The sequence below is a fragment of the Sporosarcina sp. 179-K 3D1 HS genome (genome assembly GCF_047228905.1).
Classification (GTDB): domain Bacteria; phylum Bacillota; class Bacilli; order Bacillales_A; family Planococcaceae; genus Sporosarcina.
Genome location: NZ_JBFEGI010000007.1, coordinates 42,209 through 65,339 on the forward strand (window position 1 = coordinate 42,209; position 23,131 = coordinate 65,339).

Genomic DNA, 23,131 nt, shown 5'->3' on the forward strand with positions numbered 1-23,131 from the left:
TAATTCATTGTAGGGCGTGATTGTTTAATTAGCGGCTCAGTCCAATAAGGGGAGTAAAATATTTCATGAAAAAACGCTCGGGTTTCTGAGCGTTTTACTTGTTGTTTAAATTGCAAATGTACTGTTGCAATATATGTTGATTAACTTGTTATCCACATTGTTATTGCATTTTTCTCCCTATCATCGAATCCGTTATTCATCCAAAAGGGTTCTTTTTCATTTGTGCTGCCACTCGAGTAGCTGCTCCTGTTGCTGAAAATAGTCTTTGATGGAGAAATTGCCGTCGAAAGATTGGGCATCTATCGTTTGGATAAGCGTATCAAACGTTTCCCGTTTGACATTCGAAATAATGAATGGCGTGATAAATGCCGGGATGTCATGTGCCTGAATTCGCTCATTCCACATAGTGAGGACCTTTTCATCAAAGATAATCGAGGAAGTATACGTCCACTGTCCGTCTTCATCCGGATGGCGGATGATGAGTTGGGCTCCGACGTAATCACTTTTCCGGCCCTTGAATCCGCGATTCGTCCAGACGCCGATCAGCAAGTGGTCGATCGTGTCGTAATGGACTTTTGTCACCTTCTCATCCTCGGTCCATTCATTGATGGCGTAAATGGTATACGCATCCTCTTCCGCCACCGCAATGATTTTCGTCGGCTTCTTGTTGCGCGTGAGGAGGAAGATTTTGATGGACGCCCAGAGCGAGAACGCAAACAGGCCGCCGAATAGGAGGGACAGCCACCCCTCCCCCATGGACAGGGAATGGAAGAGCAGCGTACCCGTCCCGATGAGAAGGCTCCCCATCATCACGCTAATGATAATCAAATAAAAGATCCATTTCGGCTTCATCTTCCCCGTTGCAATCGTTTCATCATACCTATTTTTACTCATGATTAGGCCCCCCTCCTTCCGTGTCTATCTTCTACGGGTTAGTTGGAAGAAAGTTTCGGGAATCTGCTGAAACGTTTCGGCTGTTCAACCGTATAGTATAGAAGACCAAAATCTTAAACGGAAAAGAGTGTTCCAGATGCTCAACTTATTCATACTATCTGCCGTTGCAGGAGTTCTAGTCGCACTGTTCATCGTGCCGTTTTTGTCAACGTCCAAAGAGAAGGAAACACGGTTAGCCGTTACTGAATGGGTTGCTATCGTCGGTTTGGCAGCGGTAGCTGGTATCTCCATCTTTGTATTCTATTACGTAACGAATGTAGATCGAAATTGGACATCTTTATGGGTAGCCCTACTCGTCACGACTTTATTGGGGACATTGGCGTCAACTGGGAAAGAGCGGCTCCTGAAAGGGATTTTATTCCTAGGTGCGCTGGTCGTAGGGGGGTATATGCTGAGTGCCCCATTGTTCAATGCCGATAAGAAGTACAAGGCGGTGGAAATGGACCAACAGGTGGAAATCAAAGCGTTTGATGAAACAAAGACGCCAGCTAGCGTACCACCTAAATTTGCGCGCAATAAAATGAAAAAGGCATTCGGCCAAGTGCCGAATACGAGTTATTTTGAACTGGGCCATTTACAGATCCAGAAAGTGAATGATGAATTCGTCTATATCGCGCCTGTTGAGTTCTCGGGCTTTTTCAAATGGCTGAACGGCAAAACGACGCCGGGCTATTTTACCATGAGCGCGACCGACTCCGCGGATAATCCGAAATTCATCAAGTCAGAAATGAAATATACTCCATCTTCTTACTTCCATCATCAAGTGGAACGCCATATGCGGATGGCATTTCCGGATTTGATTTTCTACGGGGAAGTCCAACTGGAAATTGACGATGAAGGCAAGCCCCACTATTTCCGTTCATATGGAAATTTCATTACCGCCCGGAATGGCTTTGACGTCAAAGGGATTGTAATGGTCGATCCCATGACGGGGGCGACGACGAAGTTTGGGCTGTCAGACGTGCCGGGATTCATTGACGGAGCGGTTTCTCCTGAGGCGGTTAGTTTACAAAACAGTTACTTCGGAAAATACGTTCACGGCTTCTGGAATTCGGTGGTCGGGAAGAAAGATGTGAAATTGCCGTCCGATGAAGGGACGGAGGCGAATGTAAGCCCGATTTTTGACGAAACGGGACATATGTATTACTTCACCGATTTTACAAGTCCGAAAGAAGGGGTCGATTCGATGCTCGGCTATGCGTTGACGGATGGCCGGACTGGGGAAGCGACTTATTATACAGGTAACTTGGAAGAGTCGTACATGGATTCTCAAGGGGCTCTCCAGATCATCGAAAAGAAATTTATCGAAAAGAAGTGGACGGGTGAAATGCCGGTGTTATACAACTTTTACGGAGAAGCGAGCTGGCTGACTCCGGTGCTGGACTCCAACGGCTTCCTGCAAAACTACTTCATCGTGTCTGCAGCCAATCCGGAAATATCGGTGTACGGCAACTCGCCTAACGAGGCGCTCAGACTGTACAAAACAGCACTGCAGCGGGGCGGCAGCACAGTGGATGGAAGTTCCGATGCGGAAGAGGCAAAAGCGGCGATCACCGTCAAACGCGTGTTTAAAGAGCGTGTCGGCGATTTCACCCTAGTGTCCATCTTGGCGGACGACGGGCGGAATTTTATCATTTCGACGGAAGTGGCGCCACTGGCGGTATATGTCCAGGAAGGCGACCGGTTGGTGTTGACCTACTTGGAAACTGGCGAGTTGTTCTTGCCGGTGAAAGATCTGACAAATACGACGATTGAATAAAAAAGCGCCGGGGGATCTGATCCTCCGGCGTTTTTTTATGATGACTCAGCGCGCCGATTTCTAAACGAAAACATGATAGGGACTCATATTTATTCGCCATTTGAAAAAGTAAGCGTAGCCGAAAGAAAAATCGGGTACGCTTACAATAATATGGCCTTGCTTCCTGACGACAGGTTTTCCGTCACGACGCATTTCTGTTGCGCTACACCTCAAAATTCCTTCGTTAGCATATCAATTGCACCGAACGGGTTTATTCGTGTACAATTAAGTCAAAGATAGTCAAAGTCAACGGATTCTGACCTAGTTAGGAAAGAGGTGAGGATAGACATGCGAAACATTTCTGACATTATTGAAGGGTATTTAAAGGCAATAATCGAAGAGGAAGAGAAGAGCGCCATTGAAATTAAGCGCAGCGAAGTCGCAGAAAAATTCCAATGCGTCCCTTCGCAGATCAACTACGTCATTAAGACACGTTTTACGGCGGAACGCGGGTATATTGTCGAGTCCAAGCGTGGAGGCGGGGGGTATATTCGCATTATCCGTGTCCAAGCTAATTCGCATAAAGAATTGATCGAGCATATTTTGGAAGGAATACAAGATGGCGCCTCTTTCACGATGGCCGAGGATATCATCCACCGGCTTATGGAAGATGAGGTCCTGTCCGAACGGGAAGCGAATCTGATCCTTGCCGCGGTGGACCGGGCGACCATCCAACAACCATTACCCGAGCGCGATACAATGCGCGCCCGTATTTTACAGGCGATGCTCCTGACGCTCTTGTACGAGCAAATGGATTGAACGCCAATAATTAGGACGAGGTGGGTGCCCCTATGATGATATGTGAAAATTGCAAAGAACGTCCGGCTTCTGTCATCTTGACCCAAGAGAGTATGGGAGGGTCATTGGAACGCCAATTATGTGAGAAATGCGCATTCCACTCGCACTCCCTTCAGTTTGATCCGAATCAGGAGCCGTTATCGATCCAACAATTCCTCTCCCAATGGTTTGGCGGGCAAGACCCATTCCAAAGTCAACCGCAGACGAGGGGAGAGATGATGCGGGGTCCCGAATGCCCAAATTGCGGGCTGACATTCCAGAAGTTCTTGGATATCGGAAAGTTCGGTTGTGCGAAGTGTTATGCGACATTCCGGGAGAGGTTACCGCGAATGCTGGGAAAACTTCATAACGGCCATTCCAAACACGTCGGTAAAATTCCGGTCTCCTTCAATGAAATCTATGCAGTGAAAAAGAAGATAGAAGAAATTCGGGTGAAGATGAAAGAAGCTGTCGAAGCGGAGCGCTTTGAAGAGGCTGCGGTTTTGCGCGATGAAGCCAACGCATTGAAGTTGCGGCTTCATGATGGAGGTGAAGAGAGCGATGTCAATTGAACGATTTATGCAGCAATCCGTGACGGGCTGGATGACAGCGCATGGCGAGCACTCGGATATCGTCCTGTCCACCCGGATCCGGTTAGCCCGGAATTTGACGGGATACCGTTTCCCGATCGCCTTTTCGGAGGAGGCTGCGATGGCGGTCGATAAAGAAGTTTCGGCTGCATTGCTTGATTCGCACCAAAAAGGGTACACCTATATGAAGATGGCCGATTTGCCCTCCATGGAACGTCAAGTATTGGTGGAGAAGCATTTGATCAGCCCGCAGCTTGCAAATCCCGAACGCTTTGGCGCTGTCATCTTATCGGAAGACGAAACCGTCAGCGTCATGGTGAATGAAGAGGATCATATCCGGATCCAGTGCATTTATCCAGGCCTTCAGCTGGAAGCGGCCTACGAGCAGGCCGATCAAGTGGACGATCAGCTGGAAAAGGTACTGCCATATGCGTTTGACGAAGCGTTTGGATATTTGACGAGCTGTCCTTCCAATACGGGGACGGGCATGCGCGCATCGGTCATGATGCACTTGCCGGCACTCACCATTACGAAGCAAATTGACCGGATCATCCCTTCTATTGCACGGCTCGGCATGGTCGTGCGCGGAAGTTATGGAGAAGGGAGCGAGGCGTTGGGCAATATTTATCAAGTATCGAATCAGACGACTTTAGGCAAGACTGAACATGAAATCATAACAGATCTTGGAAATATAACAGACCGGCTCATTGCCCATGAACGCAAATCCCGGGAATTACTCCTGTCCAAATCGCGAATCGCTTTGGAAAACCGTTTGTTCCGTTCGCTTGGTACAATTCTCTATGCGAGGCTGTTGCCATCGGGCGAAGCGGCACGCTGCCTGTCGGATGTCCGTCTCGGCATCGACCTCGGCATAATTGAAGATATTGATATGTCTATTTTGAATGAACTGATGATTTTCATGCAGCCGGGCTTTTTGCAACATTATGCAGGAACAGAGCTTTCGCAGGAAGAACGGGATATCTTCCGGGCCCAATTGTTCCGGGAAAGGCTGGACGTCGAGAAAGCCAAAGCTGCCATAGAAGAAAACGAGGAAAGTTGAGCATCTACTTTGCGTAACTGATGTACGGCAGGTATAGTATAATCAAAGATAGTCAAAGTCAATTTTTGGGACGCCGTTTTTCGATGCGGTCCAGTTGAATACACTAAAATAGGCTGTCTTTGAATCAACAGAATTTCCATTAGGATGCGTTATACCTTTACTCCCTCAGCCTTGGCTGATGCGGATGGGATAGGATCATATATAGATAGGAGAGGAATGAATATGATGTTCAACCGATTTACACAACGTGCACAAAAAGTATTGCAGCTTGCTCAAGAAGAAGCCATTCGGATGAAACATGAATCGATCGGCACGGAGCATATCTTGCTAGGATTGATCCGCGAAGGCGGCGGCATTGCAGCGAAAGCGCTCGAAGCGATCGATGTAAGTTTCGAAACTATTGAACAAGGCGTGGAGAAGTTAGTAGGCAGCGGCTCTAAAGATGTGGGACCGATCGTTCATTACACACCGCGCGCTAAAAAGGTAATTGAACTATCTGTGGACGAATCCCGCAAGTTGGGCCATTCCTATATCGGCACAGAACATATTCTACTTGCGCTGATCCGTGAAGGAGAAGGTGTGGCCGCACGGGTATTGAACAACGCAGGGGTCAGCCTCAACAAAGCCCGTCAACAAGTCCTTCAACTTCTTGGCAGCAATGACAGCTCTGTTGGCAATCAAGGCGCTGCCAATTCTGCCGCCACTCCGACATTGGATAGCTTGGCCCGCGACTTGACTGAAATCGCGCGTGAAGGCACACTCGATCCGGTTATCGGACGCGGAAAGGAAATTACCCGCGTAATCGAAGTGTTGGCGCGCCGTACGAAAAACAACCCAGTTCTGATTGGAGAGCCGGGCGTCGGGAAAACGGCGATTGCGGAAGGGCTTGCCCAGCAGATCATTAACAACGAAGTGCCAGAAATCCTTCGCGATAAGCGCGTCATGACACTTGATATGGGAACGGTCGTCGCCGGCACAAAATACCGCGGTGAATTCGAAGACCGTATGAAAAAAGTGATGGAAGAAATCCGCCAGGCCGGCAATATCATCCTGTTCATTGACGAGCTCCATACGCTCATCGGTGCGGGAGGAGCGGAAGGCGCGATTGATGCTTCCAATATCCTGAAACCGTCTCTTGCCCGCGGTGAATTGCAATGTATCGGGGCAACGACATTGGATGAATACCGAAAATATATCGAAAAAGACGCAGCGCTGGAACGTCGTTTCCAACCGATCCAAGTCGACGAGCCGACTGTCGAGGAAACGATCCAAATTATCAGTGGCTTGCGCGATCGTTACGAAGCACATCACCGGGTAAAAATTACGGACGAAGCGATCGAAGCGGCTGCGAAAATGTCGGATCGCTACATTTCCGACCGATTCCTTCCGGATAAGGCGATCGACTTAATTGACGAAGCGGGATCGAAAGTACGTCTCCGCTCCTATACAACACCGCCAAATTTGAAGGAGCTCGAAGCGAAGCTGGAAGCGATCCGTTCTGAAAAGAATGCGGCCGTCCAAAGCCAGGAATTCGAAAAAGCGGCTTCTTTCCGCGATAAAGAGCAAAAGATGAAAGAAGAGCTGGATAAGACAAAAACGGCTTGGAAAGAGAAGCAAGGCAAGACGGAGTCTGAAGTGACAGTCAACGATATCGCCGAAGTCGTAGCGATGTGGACCGGCGTGCCTGTCTCGAAAATCGCGACGACCGAGAGCGCCAAATTGTTGAACATGGAAGAATTGCTCCATAAGCGCGTCATTGGCCAAGGAGAAGCGGTCACCGCCATTTCCCGGGCGATCCGCCGGGCACGTGCCGGCTTGAAAGATCCGAAACGTCCAATCGGTTCCTTCATTTTCCTCGGACCTACCGGTGTCGGGAAAACGGAACTGGCGCGGGCGCTTGCGGAATCGATGTTCGGTGACGAAGATGCGATGATCCGGATCGACATGTCTGAATACATGGAGAAGCATTCGACATCCCGTCTCGTCGGTTCACCTCCAGGATATGTCGGTTACGATGAAGGTGGCCAGTTGACGGAAAAAGTCCGTCGCAAACCGTATTCGGTTGTCCTGCTGGATGAAATCGAGAAAGCCCACCCGGACGTTTTCAACATCTTGCTACAAGTGTTGGAAGACGGAAGGCTGACAGATTCTAAAGGGCGTACGGTTGATTTCCGCAACACGGTGCTTATTATGACATCGAACGTCGGAGCCGAAGCCTTGAAGAAAAACCGCTACGTCGGTTTCAATTTACACGGCACGGAGCGCGATTACGAGAGCATGAAATCGACTATGCTCGATGAGTTGAAAAAAGTGTTCCGTCCAGAGTTCTTGAACCGTGTGGATGAAATGATCGTCTTCCACTCACTTGAAAAAGAGCATCTGCGTGAAATTGTCTCGCTCATGTCCAATGAATTGGTGAAACGCTTGGTAGAACAAGATATTGAACTCATCATCACAGATGCGGCGAAAGAGAAAATTTCCGAAGAAGGCTATGATCCGGAGTATGGGGCTCGTCCACTCCGCCGGGCCATTCAGAAACATATCGAGGATCGCCTATCGGAGGAGCTCTTGAAAGGCACTATCCTGACAGGCGGCCAAGTGGTCATTGACGTCGAAGCTGGAGAATTCACGGTGAAAACAAACAAGAAAAACGAAGCAGTCGAAGTCGGAGAAAAATAAAAGTGCACCGGATAGCCCGCCCGCCGAATGGATTTTCGGCCGGGTAGGGCTGTCCTTTTCACGTTGGGGGGATTTTATGGCTAAACGGAAGACGAAATTCATGTGTAGATCCTGCGGCTACGAGTCTCCGAAATGGATGGGTCGCTGCCCGGGCTGCGGTGAATGGAATACAATGGACGAAGAAGTGGAGATTGTCCAAAAAGGACCGCGTGGCGCGTTTCAGCACTCCGAAAATATACGGCAAAAGGCTATGCCGATCAGTGCGGTTGAGACAGTGGAAGAACCCAGAGTGGAGACTGAGCTCGGGGAACTGAACCGGGTGCTGGGTGGCGGAATCGTCCCAGGTTCTTTAATTCTGATCGGAGGCGACCCAGGCATCGGGAAATCGACCTTGCTACTTCAAGTGTCGGCTCTCCTCTCAAACAAGAGCCAACGAGTCCTGTATATTTCCGGAGAGGAATCGATTCGTCAGACGAAGCTGCGGGCGGAGCGGCTCGGGGTCGCGTCGGATGAGCTTTTCATTTACGCAGAAACGGATTTGGGGCAAATTCATGAAACGATTTCGGATGTGAAACCCCGCTTTGTTATCGTGGACTCGATCCAGACCGTCCACCATCCGGAAGTTACATCGGCACCGGGCAGCGTGTCGCAAGTGCGGGAATGTACCGCTGAACTGATGCGGATTGCCAAAACGCAGGGGATCGCCATTTTCCTTGTCGGCCATGTGACGAAGGATGGTCAGATTGCAGGTCCGCGGCTGTTGGAGCATATGGTGGATACTGTCCTGTATTTCGAAGGGGAACGCCATCACACGTACCGGATCTTACGCAGTGTCAAAAACCGTTTCGGCTCGACGAATGAAATCGCCATTTTTGAAATGTTGCAGTCCGGCTTGAAAGAAGTGTTGAACCCGTCTGAGTTGTTCTTGCGGGAAAGGTCGCAAGGCGGAGCGGGTTCGACGGTCGTGGCGTCCATGGAAGGAACGCGCCCGATCTTGGTTGAAGTCCAAGCGCTTGTCACCCCTTCCAGCTTTAATTATCCAAAGCGGATGGCCACCGGAATCGATCAGAACCGGGTGTCCTTGCTCATGGCGGTGCTGGAAAAACGGATGGGGATGCTGTTGCAGGCGCAAGATGCGTATATCAAAGTGGCTGGTGGTGTAAAACTAGATGAACCGGCCATTGACTTGGCGGTATTGATGAGCATCGTCTCCAGTTATAAGGACGCTGCCGCCGGGGTGTCCGACTGTTTCATTGGTGAAGTCGGATTGACGGGAGAAGTCCGTCGGGTCTCCCGAATTGAACAACGTGTCGTGGAAGCCGCCAAACTAGGGTTCGAGCGGGCCATCGTTCCATCTTCCAACCTGGGCGGGTGGGACTACCCGAAAGGCATCCAAGTGATTGGTGTTGACACGATCAGCGAAGCATTGAAGATAGCATTTGGTTGAGGGGCTTGCGGGGGAGGGGGGTTAAGATCGTTTCTCCGCCCTTCCATCTTTCATTTCAATAGGGAGCCGGAACTTCGATACATGATCGGAAGTCTTATGAATATAGGATTAAATTCGGTTCCGGACCATGTTCAGAACAGCTTTCAAAAGGATAAACATGTATAATGACAGGCAACGGGATGTTCGAAAAATGTTTTCTTAATAAAGAATTTGCTTTTTCAACATCCTTCTTATACATGAAAGGAGGTCGTAGATATGTTGAAACGAGTGGTGCAAATTGGGCTTCTATTGATTGGCGGGACGCTTGGGGTGTTGTTTTTACCGCATTTATTCACCTTATTTTCATTTACCTCCAAGCCGATGATCAATAATCCATATGTATCCGCCATTCTGGGAGCCGCTATTTTTTACATCGTCAATCTATTTTTGACTGAGCCGATTGTCAATTTCATCAAATGGATGGAAGATCGTCTCTTGAAAGCGCCGATTTTTGATTTGCTCTTCGGAACGATTGGTCTGATTGTCGGCTTAAGTTTAGCTTTCCTTGTCAGTTTCGGACTAGGCAATATCGAAATTCCGGTCATCGCTTCCGTCACACCCATTTTGTTGTCCATCCTTCTCGGTTATCTCGGATTTCAAGTCGGTTTCAAGAAACGTGAAGAATTCATTCAAGCGCTTTACTCTGCTAAAAATGCGGGACAAAAAAAGAAGGAGGCGGAAGGTGGAGACCCTTCCGCTCTACCGAACCACAATAAGCTCTATAAAATATTAGATACTAGCGTTATCATTGACGGACGCATCGCGGATATTTCGGCGACCGGTTTTTTGGAAGGCATTCTCGTCGTACCGCAGTTTGTCTTGACGGAACTGCAACATATTGCGGATTCATCCGATACGTTAAAGCGGACGAAAGGAAGACGGGGGCTCGATGTCTTGAAAAAGTTGCAGACAGATGAAGGCCCCAATGTCCAGATAACGGACGAAGATTTCCATGATGTGGCGGAAGTGGATCTGAAGCTTGTCCGTCTTGCGAAAAGTATGGGTGGTTTCGTCGTGACAAATGATTTTAATTTGAATAAAGTTGCGGATTTGCACGGCGTGGCCGTATTGAATATTAATGATCTGGCGAATGCGGTAAAACCGGTTGTCATCCCTGGAGAGGAAATGCACGTTGTCGTCATCAAGGACGGCAAGGAGCATAACCAGGGCGTCGCCTATCTGGATGATGGGACGATGATCGTGGTGGAAGATGGTAAACATCATATTGGAAGCGCGATCGATGTCGTTGTGACGAGCGTGCTACAGACATCGGCGGGTCGTATGATTTTCGCCAAGCCGAAAAATGGGAAGACGGCACGGGCCAATTGATGTCGTGATTGATTAAAGGAAGTAGAGGAAGATGGATAGTGGAGTACACAGTGATGTTGCCGGCCGCCGGAAGCGGAAAGCGGATGGGGGCGGGCTTCAATAAACTATTCTTGGAGATCGGCGAGACGCCGATCCTCATACATACTCTTCGCGTATTCGACAGCGACCCTGATTGTGCTGGGATCCTTCTAGCTGTCAAACCCGAAGAGCGCGGGCAGATCCAAGACATGCTGGGACAGTTCGGCATTACAAAAGTGAAAGCGCTCGTCGATGGAGGAGAGGAACGTCAACATAGCGTCGCTTCCTGTATCGAAGCGCATGAGGGTGCTGGTGTCGTGCTCGTGCACGATGCGGCCCGGCCTTTTATCCGGCGTGACGTCATCCGGAAGCTTGTTGACATGGCCTCCGCAAAAGGAGCAGCCATCGCCGGGGTCAAAGCGAAGGACACGATGAAGATGGCGCGGAATGGCGTGGTGGAAAAAACAGTCAATCGCGAGGCGCTTTATATCATCCAGACACCTCAAGCCTTCCGCTATGAGGTACTGCACGAAGCGACGAAAAAAGCGGAGGAAGACGGTTTTCTCGGCACGGATGAATCGATGCTTGTGGAACGGCTCGGGCATCCAGTCCATATCGTGGAGAGCACGTATGATAATGTGAAAATGACGACTCAGGAAGATCTCGTGTTTGGCGAGGTTTTATTGAAGCGAAAACAAGAGGAGGATTTGGATGATGCGGATCGGACAAGGCTTTGATGTGCATAAATTCGAAGAAGGGCGGCCGCTGATTATCGGGGGGATCACCATTCCTCACGATAAAGGGTTGGTTGGACATTCCGATGCGGATGTCCTGTTACATACGATCACCGACGCAGCACTTGGCGCAATTGGAGAAGGCGATATCGGAAGGCATTTTCCGGACACAGATGAAGCCTATAAAGATGCCGATTCAGCCGTTTTATTAGAGAAAATTTGGAGTCTCGTCAAGGAAAGAGGCTATCAATTGGGGAATATCGATTGTACGATCATTGCCCAAAAGCCGAAAATGGCACCTTATATTGAGCAAATCCGGACGCGTGTTGCGGAACTATTAGAGGCGGACGTTTCCCAAGTCAATGTAAAGGCGACCACGACGGAACGGTTAGGCTTCACGGGACGGGAAGAGGGCATCGCTTCCATGGCGACAATCTTGCTCGTTACCTCATGACATCTTTCAAAGAAAGCGGACGAGTGGTAAAATGACACAGTAAACAAATGAGAACGGAGATGTAATAACCCATGACAACAGAGGTACGCGTACGGTATGCACCGAGCCCAACCGGACATTTACATATCGGCGGAGCACGGACGGCTCTTTTCAATTATCTTTTTGCCCGCCACCATGGCGGAAAATTCATTATTCGAATCGAGGACACCGACACGGAGCGGAACATCGAAGCCGGAGAATTGTCCCAGCTCGACAACTTGAAGTGGCTTGGCATTGATTACGATGAGTCCGTCGATATCGGCGGTCCATACGGGCCTTATCGTCAAATGGAGCGACTTGACCTCTATACGAAATATGCGCAGGACATGTTGGATGGCGGCCATGCCTATAAATGTTTCTGTACGACAGAGGAGCTGGAAGCAGAGCGGGAAAGGCAAAAAGCGACCGGCATTGCAGCTCCGATGTACGCCGGCACATGCCGGAATCTGACGGCGGAAGAAGTGGCGGAGAAGGAAGCGGCCGGCATGCCGTATACGATCCGGATGAAAGTACCGGAAGATGTGACATATAAAGTGGAAGATCTCGTCCGCGGCACGGTAGCGTTCGAATCAAAAGACGTCGGAGACTGGGTGCTGGTGAAAGCAAATGGCATTCCGACCTACAACTTCGCGGTTGTCATCGACGATCATTCCATGAAAATTTCCCATGTCTTCCGTGGGGAGGAGCATTTGACAAACACGCCGAAGCAGCTAATGGTTTACGATGTTTTTGGCTGGGAGTATCCGCGTTTCGGACATATGACTTTGATCGTCAATGAAGATCGGAAGAAATTGTCGAAACGGGACGAATCCATTATCCAATTCATTTCCCAATATAAAAACCTCGGGTATTTGCCTGAAGCGATGTTTAATTTCTTTGCCCTACTTGGTTGGTCCCCGGGTGGAGAAGAGGAAATCTTTACACATGACGAGCTCGTGAAGCTGTTTGATGAAAGCAGATTATCGAAATCGCCTTCCATGTTCGACAAGCAGAAATTGACTTGGATGAACAACCAATACGTAAAAAAATTATCATTGGATGAAGTGGTCGCTTTAACGTTGCCGCATCTTCAGGAAGCCGGACTGGTGGAGAACGAGTTGACGGAAGCGGAAAGCGCATGGGTCCGTGATTTGATCGCCCTTTATCATGACCAGCTCAGCTTTGGATCGGAAATTGTCGAGTTATCCGCCCAGTTCTTCCAAGATGATATTGAATATGATGAACAATCCCAAGAAGTCCTAGCGGGCGAACAGGTTCCGGAAGTGATGGCTTCATTCAAAGAGAAGCTGGAAGGTCTGGAAACGTTCGATGCAGCGTCGATTAAAGATGCAATCAAAGCAGTTCAAAAGGAAACGGGCCATAAAGGGAAGAACTTGTTCATGCCAATCCGAGTGGTGACGACTGGCCAGACGAATGGCCCTGAATTGCCGGCTGCCATTGCCCTGATTGGAAGAGAGAGAGTTTTGGAGCGCGTTTCGAAATACGCCAAACAATAATATTGACTTTCATCGTTCGCGATGTACAATGATAGGTAATCGTTTTTTGAACTTAAATGCGCCTTTAGTACGCCGAAATAGAGAGTATGTAAATCGTTGATAAGGAGAAGTAGGTATGGCAAGCACCCCAGAGAGGATCATCACCGGCTGTAAGTGATCCGTGCCCCTGTCATATCGAAATGCCCCTTTGAGAGCCGTGCCGAAACCCAAGTAGGCCGGACGCATCACCAGCGTTATAGGTGTTCAAGCGGGAAGGAGATTTTTCCTTCCAAGCGGAGTGGAACCACGCATGCAATGCGTCTCTGTCATTTTTTGGCGGAGGCGCATTTTTTATTTTTTTAAGATGATGACGACGGGGCAGGCTAAATGGACCATTAAGCAGGTGCCTTCCATTAGTTAGAAAAGGAGGAAAACAAGGTGTTTCGAAGGATGAGAGAGGATATCCAGTGCATATTCGAACAGGATCCCGCTGCACGCAGCACTATTGAAGTCGTGTTGACATATTCGGGTTTGCATGCCATTTGGGCTCATCGGATTGCGCATGCTCTGTACAAACGGAATTTTCGATTCATGGCACGGGTTGTGTCGCAAGTGAGCCGATTTTTCACCGGCATTGAAATCCACCCGGGCGCGAAGATTGGACGTCGCTTTTTCATCGACCATGGAATGGGGATAGTCATCGGGGAGACTTGTGAAATCGGCAATGACGTTACGATCTACCAAGGGGTGACTCTAGGGGGAACCGGGAAGGAAAAGGGGAAGCGCCATCCAACGCTTCACGATAATGTGTTAGTTGCCACCGGAGCGAAAGTACTTGGGTCCATCACGATCGGAGAACGAAGCAAAGTGGGAGCTGGGTCGGTCGTTTTGAAAGACGTACCGCCCGATGCCACAGTCGTCGGTATCCCGGGCAAAGTAGTCATGATGAACGGCATGAAAGTCGAACGGCATGATCACCAAAACTTGCCGGATCCGGTTGCGGACGTATGCAGCCGGCTTGAAGCCGAAATCCAACGGCTGGAAAAGCGGATTGAGCAAATAGAGAAGCAGGAAGTGAAGGAGGGACGGTATTGAGTATTCAAATTTACAATACGCTAACACGAAAGAAAGAGCATTTCAGCCCCATTGAAGAGGGCAAGGTGAAAATGTATGTTTGCGGACCGACCGTTTACAATTACATTCATATCGGAAACGCGCGGCCTGTCATCGTATTCGACACCGTTCGTCGTTATTTGGAGTATCGTGGGTATGACGTGACATACGTGTCAAATTTCACGGACGTGGACGATAAAATTATTAAAGCGGCCAATGAACTGGGCGAAGAGGTCGGGGAATTGACCGACCGCTTTATTAATGCCTATTTTGAAGATGTCGGCGCGCTAGGCTGCGGGAAGGCGGATGTCCATCCCCGCGTTACGGACCATATTGAAGATATCGTCCAGTTTATCGGCGTCTTGATTGAGAAAGGATATGCGTATGAATCGCAGGGCGACGTGTATTACCGCACCCGCAATTTCAAGGGGTATGGAAAGCTTTCGCACCAATCCATCGATGAACTGAAGGTCGGGGCGCGTGTCGAACAAGGGGAGAAAAAGGAGAATGCCCTCGACTTTGCCCTATGGAAAGCGGCGAAAGAAGGGGAAATCGCTTGGGATAGCCCGTGGGGTGCAGGACGTCCAGGGTGGCATATCGAATGTTCCGTCATGGCGCGTGAACATCTAGGCGATACGATCGATATCCACGCGGGTGGACAAGATTTGACATTCCCGCATCACGAAAACGAAATTGCACAGTCCGAGGCCATGACCGGCAAGCCATTTGCGAACTATTGGATGCATAACGGCTACATCAATATCGACAATGAAAAAATGTCGAAATCGCTCGGCAACTTTGTCTTGGTTCATGATATTCGGAAACAAATCGATCCAAAGGTATTGCGCTTTTTCATGTTGTCGGTCCATTACAGACATCCCGTCAACTTTTCGCAAGAGTTGGTGGAAAGTGCAGCGAACGGGTTGGAGCGTATCCGGACTGCTTATAACAACTTGCAGCATCGCCTGAAAACGTCGGCCGATCTTGGCGACCAGAAGGACATTTGGATCTATAAAGTCGATGAACTTGTCCGTTCCTTTGAAGCGGCGATGGATGATGACTTTAATACGGCAAATGGTATAGCTGCCATTTTTGAATTGGTGAAGTTGGCGAATGTGTATTTATTGGAGAAAAATACACAGACCGAAGTGCTGGAACATTTCATCGCCACATTCGACCGGTTGATGGGAGTATTGGGATTGCAACTTGCCGTTGATAATGAATTGCTTGATGGAGAAATTGAAGCATTGATTGAAGAGCGATTGGTCGCTCGTCGTGAACGTAATTTCGCCCGTTCGGATGAAATTCGGGACGAATTAAAAGCGAAAGGCATTCTACTGGAAGACACTGCGCAAGGCACGCGTTGGAAAAGGGGATGACGGCGATGTATACGTTGCGCGACCAGGACGTCAAACAGCTGAATGCCTTAGCCCTCGCCTATATGGGTGACGCCGTCTACGAACAGGCAATCCGGGAGCATCTGTTGCGCTCAGGCCGGGTGAAGCCCAACACCCTGCATAAAGAAGCGACACGCTATGTTTCGGCGAAATCACAGGCCGCTATTGTAAGAATGATGGAACAATCGGGTTTGTTGTCGGAGGAAGAGGAGGCTGTCCTTCGTCGCGGCCGCAATGCAAAATCCGGATCGGTCCCGAAAAATACGGATGTGGTGACGTATAACTATAGCTCTGGATTCGAGGCGGTGATTGGCTTTTTGTATTTACTTGGCAAGAAGGAACGGGTGGCAGAGCTGATTGGGGTCTCTATCCGATTCATCGAAGAACCGAAAGAGGAGGGGTCGCGATGACAGCGCCCGAAACAGAATTGATCGGAGGAAAAAACCCGGTTGCCGAAGCCTTGCGCTCGGGCAGGGAATTGAATAAGATCTGGATCGCGGAAGGTCTGAATAAAAAAAGCATCGGAGAGATTCTTGCTCTGGCCAAAGAGGCAGGCGTCCTTGTCCAAGCGGTTCCGAAACAGAAACTGGATGCCATGCTAGATATCAATCACCAAGGAATCATCGCTTCAGTCGCAGCTTACGCCTATGCGGAGTTGGAAGATTTGTTTGCAGTAGCGAAGGGTCGGGGGGAAGATCCGTTTTTCCTTATTCTCGACGAACTCGAAGACCCGCATAATCTAGGCTCTATTCTGCGTACAGCTGACGCCACGGGAGTGCACGGAGTCATAATTCCCAAACGACGTTCCGTCGGGTTGACAGGCGTCGTGGCAAAAGCGTCGACGGGGGCGATCGAGCATATCCCGGTCGTGCGTGTGAACAATTTGTCGCAAACTGTCGAGGAATTGAAAAAGCAGGGAGTATGGATTGCGGGGACAGACGCAACGGGCTCAGCCGATTACCGGATGATGGACGCGACGTTGCCTTTGGCTGTCATTATTGGCAGTGAAGGGAAAGGGATGTCCCGGATTCTGAGGGAAAAATGCGACTTCCTCTATCAACTGCCGATGGTCGGGCATGTTACGTCGTTAAACGCATCGGTGGCCGCTTCCGTGTTAATGTATGAAGTATTCCGGAATCGCCGCCCTCTTCCTGCAAGGAAATGAAAAAGGACATCCTGCTAGTAGACGGCTATAACGTCATCGGTGCATGGAAAGAACTTCGCCGGATCAAAAAGGAGCGGCTTGCCGATGCGCGTGACCGTCTCATCGAACTGATGGCGGAATATAAAGGGCATACGGGGTGGCGGGTCATCATCGTCTTTGATGCCCACCTCGTCCCTGGCATTGAAAAGCGGAAACGGCATCATGAGGTCGAGGTTGTCTTCACTAGAGAAAATGAAACGGCAGATGAACGTATTGAAAAGTTGGTTTCCGAATTAAGCGGACGTCGTGTGCAACTCCACGTGGCAACTTCTGATTTAACCGAGCAGTGGGTCATTTTCGCACAAGGAGCCCTCCGGAAATCAGCCCGTGAACTGGAAATTGAGATGGGGAAAATTCAAAAAGAAATCTCTGTCAAAGTGAAGGATATCCAAGACAAACGTCCAGTTTCAAAGATTCCTCTCTCGGATGAAGTTGCTGAAATTTTTGAAAAATGGCGGCGTGGAATCGAATGAACGGTTGACTGTAAAAAATTCCATACGGTATACTTGTTAAAACAGCAACAATGAACCGGGGTGATCTGTTGGTGGAGAAAGCATACTTTACAGGTGATATGTGGGATTTCACCGGCCTTTCCGATGCGGAGATCATTACGATCATCCATAAAGGAAATACAGAGGCGCTAGATTTTCTAATTACAAAATATCAACCATTTGTCAGATTGAAAGCGCGATCATATTTCCTCATGGGCGGCGATCGGGAAGATATCATTCAGGAAGGAATGATTGGTCTATACAAGGCGATCCGCGATTTCAAAGAGGATCGATTGAGCTCGTTCAAGGCATTTGCGGAGCTGTGCATCACAAGGCAAATCATCACGGCCATCAAGACAGCGACCCGCCAGAAGCATATTCCGCTGAACACGTCTGTTTCATTGGACAAGCCTGTTTTTGATGAAGAGTCGGACCGTACTTTGATGGACGTCCTTGCCGGGCCAATGCTCGACGATCCGGAAGATCTCATGATCCATAAAGAGGATTTTATCCGGATGGAAAAAGAGATGAATAAAGTGCTGAGCGGTCTGGAAAAGCAAGTTCTGTCCCTTTATTTGGAAGGGCAGTCCTACCAGGAGATTTCGGACGGCTTGAACCGACAAGTGAAATCGGTCGATAATGCGCTTCAGCGGATCAAGCGGAAACTTGAGCGCTACATGCAGGTCGGCGCTGTGCAATAGCCGTATTCCCCCTTGTATTGACACTATCCCCGTTAGATGGTACTCTTTAGCATGACCATAGGGAAAATAGGTAAACCTGATGGATGTGGAGACTTGCGGCTTACAAAGTCCGTTTATTGAATAGAATGTGTAGGATGAGGAAATATGAAGAAAATCAGTTTATGTTGCGATCAATGTGGATCACGTAATTATTCCGTCCCTGCCCAGAAAAATCGGCCGACGGAGCGTTTGACGATCAAGAAATTCTGCAAGCATTGCAATCAACATACCGTACACAAGCAGACCGCATGAGAAGTCCGCTCTGTTGACAGGCAATACATCTTTATTCGGAGGGTTACAGTAGAATGGGCAAGTTAACGGGTTTTTTCAAAGACGTCGTCTCTGAAATGAGGAAGGTCAGCTGGCCGAAACGCAGAGATTTGACGCGCTATACGATTGTCGTTATTTTTACCGTCATTATCATGGCAGTGTATTTCGGACTCATTGACCTCGGTATTTCACGAATCATGGAATGGTATCTAGCAATCTAAATTAGTGGCACGAATAATCCTCTTGAAAAATATCCCGTCTGTGTATGAACGGGTTTTTTCATTTTTCCGGGAATTCGCGCCTTGTGAATTTGATTAATACTTGACTAAAGGGAGGGGACGGGCGAGTCGTCCGCGTTTATGGAGATGGAGAAAAATTGGTATGTCGTTCATACGTATTCAGGTTATGAAAATAAAGTGAAAGCCAACCTGGAAAAACGTGTGGAAACGATGGGAATGCAAGATAAAATCTTCCGCGTCATCGTTCCGGAAGAAGAGGAAACAGATTTTAAAGATGGAAAAAAACGCACCGTCATGAAAAAGACATTTCCAGGTTATGTCCTGGTGGAAATTATTATGACGGATGATTCTTGGTATGTAGTCCGGAACACACCGGGCGTGACGGGGTTCATCGGATCCTCGGGAGGGGGCGCGAAACCGACGCCGCTGCTGCCGGAGGAAGTCGATTTCATCCTTAAACAAATGGGTGTCAAAGAGAAGAAAGCTGAAGTCGATTTCGCGCTCGGCGAAATGGTGCAAGTGCTGGAGGGGCCGTTTGCGCACTTCCAAGGAAAAGTGGAAGAACTTGATTTGGACAAAGGCAAAGTCAAGGTTTCTGTCGATATGTTCGGACGTGAAACGAAAATGGAATTGGACTTTGATCAAATTGAAAAATTATAACCAATTTCTACTTGCATGGAACGAGTAATAGTGGTATCATTTCAAAGGTCAGACTGTAATCTGATAGTCTGGACGGATTAACCAATTCTACCGGCGAAAGCCGGCAGGCACATATTGAGTGGGAGGGGCAACCCATTTACCACATCACGGACTTAAGGAGGTGTGTCTCGTGGCTAAAAAAGTGATCAAAGTTGTGAAATTGCAAATCCCTGCTGGGAAAGCGAATCCGGCACCACCAGTTGGACCGGCGCTAGGTCAAGCGGGTGTGAATATCATGGGATTCTGTAAAGAATTCAACGCGCGTACGGCGGATCAGGCAGGTCTAATCATTCCTGTTGAAATTTCCGTATTTGAGGACCGTTCATTCACATTCATTACAAAAACTCCGCCAGCAGCAGTGTTGCTGAAGGTTGCAGCAAATCTTCAAAAAGGTTCAGGTGAGCCGAATAAAAAGAAGGTTGCTACTGTGAAACGTGATAAGGTTCGCGAAATTGCAGAAACAAAAATGCAGGACTTGAACGCAGCGTCAGTTGAAGCGGCGATGGCAATGGTTGAAGGTACTGCTCGCAGTATGGGAATCACGATCGAAGACTGATCGAAGATCTTGTAAGGCGGTTTCTTTGGTAGTGGGGGTTGCGCTCGTTCCTTGGAACACGCAACCCTTATTCGTGGGAGGTTTAATCCGTTAAGACCACAAACAAGGAGGAAAATTTCAAATGGCTAAAAGAGGTAAGAAGTTCACGGAAGCTGCGAAGCTTGTGGACCGTACAAAAGCGTACGACTTGGAAGAAGCGATCGAGCTTGCGAAGAAAACAAGCACGGTCAATTTTGACGCAACAGTAGAAGTGGCATTCCGTCTAGGAATTGACACTCGTAAAAACGACCAGCAAATCCGTGGAGCAGTCGTGCTTCCACACGGTACTGGTAAAACACAACGTGTCCTCGTTTTCGCAAAAGGCGATAAACTTAAAGAAGCGGAAGCTGCTGGTGCAGACTATGCAGGCGATGCTGAATATATCACTAAAATCCAACAAGGTTGGTTTGATTTCGACGTAATCGTCGCGACTCCTGACATGATGGGTGAAGTTGGTAAAATCGGTCGTGTTCTTGGACCGAAAGGCCTTATGCCGAACCCGAAAACAGGTACTGTAACATTTGACGTCGCAAAAGCGATTGAAGAGATCAAAGCAGGTAAAGTGGAATACCGTGCGGACAAAGCGGGAATCATCCACGCTCCGATCGGAAAAGCATCGTTCGACAACGAAAAATTGGAAGGCAACTTCAAAACTGTTTTCGAAACGATCCAAAAAGCGAAACCTGCTGCAGCGAAAGGTACTTACATGAAGTCTGTCAACATCACGACTACTATGGGTCCTGCTGTTAAAATCGATCCTTCCAGCGTTGAAGTAAAATAATCATTGACATGCGAGAGAGTAGCTGATAAGATAGCTCTCGTTATGATTTATATCCATTTGTACCGTAGACAGCAGGGGCGGCTTGCCGCTTAATGATCCTGCCGAGGACAAGACGCTCTTTATTAGTAAAGATGACGACTTTTCTGCCCTCGTGTCTACTTCCGTAGACCGGGGGCTTTTTCATATCGGTATAAGTGACCCCAAACTTTTTAGGAGGTGTCCAGATGAGCAAAGTGTTAGAAGCTAAACAAGCAGTTGTTGGAGAAATCACGGATAAGTTGAAATCAGCGGCTTCCGTTGTTGTTGTAGACTACCGTGGCCTTAACGTCAGCCAAGTTACGGAACTCCGTAAACAGCTTCGTGAAGCAGGCATTGACTTCAAAGTTTACAAAAACTCGATGTCACGCCGTGCTGCTGAAGCTGCAGGACTGGAAGGGTTGAACGAACATTTGACAGGACCGAATGCAATCGCATTCTCTACTGAAGATGTAGTAGCCCCTGCGAAAATCTTGAATGATTTCGCAAAGAAAAACGACAAGCTTGAAATCAAAGCTGGTGTAATCGAAGGTACAATCGCGTCTGAAGCGGACGTTAAAGCATTGGCGGAACTTCCATCACGCGAAGGTCTACTTTCCATGCTACTCAGCGTACTTCAAGCTCCAATGCGCAACTTCGCACTTGCAACAAAAGCTGTTGCAGAGCAAAAAGAAGAACAAGGCGCTTAATCAAAATCAGCAGGAATTCAATTGCCAGCTGATTTCAATTAAGGCCTCCGGCGGATGTCACAGATTTTCAAAGGTAACTTTTCGAGCAAGCTCGAAAAAATCTGGACGCAATTACGCCAAGGCGCAATTGATTAAAAAGCAGCCTAACATACAACTTGCGGGGTAAGCCCGACAAAAAACAACTATTAGGAGGAAATACTAATGACTAATCAACAAATCCTTGACGCGATCAAAGAAATGACAGTTCTTGAATTGAACGACCTTGTAAAAGCTATCGAAGAAGAGTTCGGCGTAACAGCTGCAGCTCCAGTTGCAATGGTAGGTGGCGCTGCTGGTGGCGACGCTGCTGCTGAGCAAACTGAATTCGACGTAATCCTTGCTGCTGCTGGACAAGAAAAAATCAAAGTTATCAAAGCTGTTCGTGAAATTACAGGCCTTGGCTTGAAAGAAGCGAAAGAAGTCGTTGATAACGCTCCGAAAGCAATCAAAGAAGGCGCTTCTAAAGAAGAAGCTGAAGAAATCAAAACGAAGCTTGAAGAAGTTGGAGCAACAATCGAACTTAAGTAATCTCGTAAATAAGAAAAAGCTCGTCGGAAATAGACGAGCTTTTTCTTCATTTTATCTAATCGGCACAAGTGAAACCCATTTACACACGGTGGGGGAATCGATAAGGAGGGTGCGAAGACGGCATGTCTGAACATTATTACTCGGTTGATCCGAAAGTGAAAAGTGATCCGAAAGAATGGTCCGCTGAAATAAGAGGAATACGATTGCGATTTAAGACCGATGCTGGCGTATTCAGCAAGGGGGATGTCGATTTTGGTTCGAGGCTATTGGCGGAAGCGTTTGAATTGGCTGATGTAAATGGCGACTTATTGGATGTCGGGTGCGGCTATGGACCGATCGGCTTGTCGCTTGCGATGTCGTTCCCTGATCGAATCGTCCACATGGTCGATGTGAATGAACGTGCGCTTGCCCTTGCAAAACATAATGCGGAGCAGAATGGGATCAGCAATGTGCAAATCTATTCAAGCGATGCGCTCGATTCTGTGACGACGGAAGGTTTCGCGGCGATTTTGACTAACCCTCCGATTCGGGCAGGAAAAGAAACGGTGTTCAAGATTTATGAAGAAGCTTTTTCAAAACTTGGAGCCGGCGGCGAACTTTGGGTCGTCATTCAGAAAAAGCAGGGGGCCCCTTCGACGATAACCCGCTTGGAAGAACTGTTTGGAAACGCGGACACGGTCGTGAAGAAGAAAGGGTACTTCATTATCAAAGCAATTAAGTCTTGACTTGTGCTCTAATTTGCTCTATAATTATTAAATGCAGAAATTATTATATTGCGGTCGTATGCCCTTTTGCATGAAAATTGGAAATGAAAGGCATACTGACGATAGATAACGGATTGTCAAACCGAAAATGAGCTCTTGCCGGAACTCGTTTTCTTTTTGTTTTTTCGATATCATACACCATTTTTATGATTT

At 48.4% G+C, this 23,131-nt stretch carries 25 protein-coding genes and 2 other annotated features; of the genes, 24 read left to right on the plus strand and 1 reads right to left on the minus strand.

Annotated features, from left to right (window positions below):
• Positions 1–216: 216 nt before the first annotated feature.
• Positions 217–894: a hypothetical protein gene (locus AB1K83_RS10625; RefSeq protein WP_413058176.1), complete on the minus strand. Its 678-nt coding sequence runs from the start codon at positions 892–894 to the stop codon at positions 217–219.
• A 136-nt stretch (positions 895–1,030) separates the two neighbouring features.
• Here AB1K83_RS10625 and AB1K83_RS10630 point away from each other — a divergent pair, with 136 nt between their 5' ends.
• From AB1K83_RS10630 to AB1K83_RS10745, 24 genes are all read left to right on the plus strand, one after another.
• Entirely contained in the window at positions 1,031–2,713 is a 1,683-nt protein-coding gene (locus tag AB1K83_RS10630) for a hypothetical protein (RefSeq protein WP_413058177.1), read from the plus strand.
• Positions 2,714–3,040: 327 nt separating this feature from the next.
• The gene (locus AB1K83_RS10635; RefSeq protein WP_413058178.1) at positions 3,041–3,511 is read left to right on the plus strand and encodes a CtsR family transcriptional regulator; all 471 of its coding nucleotides are present in this window, start codon (positions 3,041–3,043) and stop codon (positions 3,509–3,511) included.
• Between the two features lie 32 nt (positions 3,512–3,543).
• Entirely contained in the window at positions 3,544–4,101 is a 558-nt protein-coding gene (locus AB1K83_RS10640) for a UvrB/UvrC motif-containing protein (protein WP_413058179.1), read from the plus strand.
• On the plus strand, positions 4,091–5,179 hold the full coding sequence (locus tag AB1K83_RS10645) for a protein arginine kinase (protein ID WP_413058180.1): 1,089 nt from the start codon (positions 4,091–4,093) through the stop codon (positions 5,177–5,179). The genes AB1K83_RS10640 and AB1K83_RS10645 overlap by 11 nt, the downstream gene beginning before the upstream one ends.
• A 222-nt stretch (positions 5,180–5,401) precedes the next feature.
• Positions 5,402–7,858, plus strand: coding sequence for an ATP-dependent protease ATP-binding subunit ClpC (gene clpC, locus AB1K83_RS10650; protein ID WP_413058181.1), 2,457 nt, complete (start codon positions 5,402–5,404; stop codon positions 7,856–7,858).
• Positions 7,859–7,934: 76 nt separating this feature from the next.
• Entirely contained in the window at positions 7,935–9,305 is a 1,371-nt protein-coding gene (gene radA, locus AB1K83_RS10655; protein ID WP_413058182.1) for a DNA repair protein RadA, read from the plus strand.
• 255 nt (positions 9,306–9,560) lie between these two features.
• Positions 9,561–10,673 carry a PIN/TRAM domain-containing protein gene (locus AB1K83_RS10660; protein ID WP_413058183.1) on the plus strand — a complete coding sequence of 371 codons (1,113 nt, stop codon included), beginning with the start codon at positions 9,561–9,563 and terminating at the stop codon, positions 10,671–10,673.
• A 38-nt stretch (positions 10,674–10,711) separates the two neighbouring features.
• The gene (ispD, locus tag AB1K83_RS10665; RefSeq protein WP_413058184.1) at positions 10,712–11,428 is read left to right on the plus strand and encodes a 2-C-methyl-D-erythritol 4-phosphate cytidylyltransferase; all 717 of its coding nucleotides are present in this window, start codon (positions 10,712–10,714) and stop codon (positions 11,426–11,428) included.
• Entirely contained in the window at positions 11,403–11,879 is a 477-nt protein-coding gene (gene ispF / locus AB1K83_RS10670) for a 2-C-methyl-D-erythritol 2,4-cyclodiphosphate synthase (protein WP_413058185.1), read from the plus strand. The genes ispD and ispF overlap by 26 nt, the downstream gene beginning before the upstream one ends.
• 71 nt (positions 11,880–11,950) lie before the next feature.
• On the plus strand, positions 11,951–13,414 hold the full coding sequence (gene gltX / locus AB1K83_RS10675; protein ID WP_413058186.1) for a glutamate--tRNA ligase: 1,464 nt from the start codon (positions 11,951–11,953) through the stop codon (positions 13,412–13,414).
• Between the two features lie 87 nt (positions 13,415–13,501).
• Positions 13,502–13,721, plus strand: a binding site (T-box leader).
• A 110-nt stretch (positions 13,722–13,831) separates the two neighbouring features.
• Complete coding sequence (gene cysE / locus AB1K83_RS10680) at positions 13,832–14,488, plus strand: serine O-acetyltransferase (protein WP_413058187.1); 657 nt, start codon at positions 13,832–13,834, stop codon at positions 14,486–14,488.
• Positions 14,485–15,885, plus strand: coding sequence for a cysteine--tRNA ligase (gene cysS, locus AB1K83_RS10685; RefSeq protein WP_413058188.1), 1,401 nt, complete (start codon positions 14,485–14,487; stop codon positions 15,883–15,885). The genes cysE and cysS overlap by 4 nt, the downstream gene beginning before the upstream one ends.
• Positions 15,886–15,890: 5 nt before the next feature.
• Positions 15,891–16,313 (plus strand): Mini-ribonuclease 3, encoded by a 423-nt coding sequence (locus AB1K83_RS10690; protein WP_413058189.1) that lies wholly within the window; start codon positions 15,891–15,893, stop codon positions 16,311–16,313.
• Positions 16,310–17,068 carry a 23S rRNA (guanosine(2251)-2'-O)-methyltransferase RlmB gene (gene rlmB / locus AB1K83_RS10695; RefSeq protein WP_413058190.1) on the plus strand — a complete coding sequence of 253 codons (759 nt, stop codon included), beginning with the start codon at positions 16,310–16,312 and terminating at the stop codon, positions 17,066–17,068. Before AB1K83_RS10690 ends, rlmB begins: the two co-directional genes overlap by 4 nt.
• The gene (locus AB1K83_RS10700) at positions 17,065–17,580 is read left to right on the plus strand and encodes an NYN domain-containing protein (protein WP_413058191.1); all 516 of its coding nucleotides are present in this window, start codon (positions 17,065–17,067) and stop codon (positions 17,578–17,580) included. Before rlmB ends, AB1K83_RS10700 begins: the two co-directional genes overlap by 4 nt.
• 98 nt (positions 17,581–17,678) lie before the next feature.
• Positions 17,679–18,299, plus strand: a complete 621-nt coding sequence (gene sigH / locus AB1K83_RS10705; protein WP_413058316.1) for an RNA polymerase sporulation sigma factor SigH — start codon at positions 17,679–17,681, stop codon at positions 18,297–18,299.
• Between the two features lie 144 nt (positions 18,300–18,443).
• Entirely contained in the window at positions 18,444–18,590 is a 147-nt protein-coding gene (gene rpmG, locus AB1K83_RS10710; protein WP_413058192.1) for a 50S ribosomal protein L33, read from the plus strand.
• A 53-nt stretch (positions 18,591–18,643) separates the two neighbouring features.
• Positions 18,644–18,829 (plus strand): preprotein translocase subunit SecE, encoded by a 186-nt coding sequence (gene secE / locus AB1K83_RS10715; RefSeq protein ID WP_413058193.1) that lies wholly within the window; start codon positions 18,644–18,646, stop codon positions 18,827–18,829.
• A gap of 144 nt (positions 18,830–18,973) precedes the next feature.
• Positions 18,974–19,507, plus strand: a complete 534-nt coding sequence (gene nusG, locus AB1K83_RS10720; RefSeq protein ID WP_413058317.1) for a transcription termination/antitermination protein NusG — start codon at positions 18,974–18,976, stop codon at positions 19,505–19,507.
• 169 nt (positions 19,508–19,676) lie between these two features.
• Entirely contained in the window at positions 19,677–20,102 is a 426-nt protein-coding gene (gene rplK / locus AB1K83_RS10725) for a 50S ribosomal protein L11 (RefSeq protein ID WP_340746179.1), read from the plus strand.
• A gap of 121 nt (positions 20,103–20,223) precedes the next feature.
• Positions 20,224–20,922 (plus strand): 50S ribosomal protein L1, encoded by a 699-nt coding sequence (gene rplA, locus AB1K83_RS10730; protein WP_413058194.1) that lies wholly within the window; start codon positions 20,224–20,226, stop codon positions 20,920–20,922.
• 44 nt (positions 20,923–20,966) lie between these two features.
• Positions 20,967–21,112, plus strand: a sequence feature (ribosomal protein L10 leader region).
• A 34-nt stretch (positions 21,113–21,146) separates the two neighbouring features.
• Positions 21,147–21,647, plus strand: a complete 501-nt coding sequence (gene rplJ, locus AB1K83_RS10735) for a 50S ribosomal protein L10 (RefSeq protein WP_413058195.1) — start codon at positions 21,147–21,149, stop codon at positions 21,645–21,647.
• Between the two features lie 201 nt (positions 21,648–21,848).
• On the plus strand, positions 21,849–22,214 hold the full coding sequence (rplL, locus tag AB1K83_RS10740; RefSeq protein WP_413058196.1) for a 50S ribosomal protein L7/L12: 366 nt from the start codon (positions 21,849–21,851) through the stop codon (positions 22,212–22,214).
• Positions 22,215–22,336: 122 nt separating this feature from the next.
• Positions 22,337–22,939: a class I SAM-dependent methyltransferase gene (locus AB1K83_RS10745; protein WP_413058197.1), complete on the plus strand. Its 603-nt coding sequence runs from the start codon at positions 22,337–22,339 to the stop codon at positions 22,937–22,939.
• Positions 22,940–23,131 lie beyond the last annotated feature (192 nt).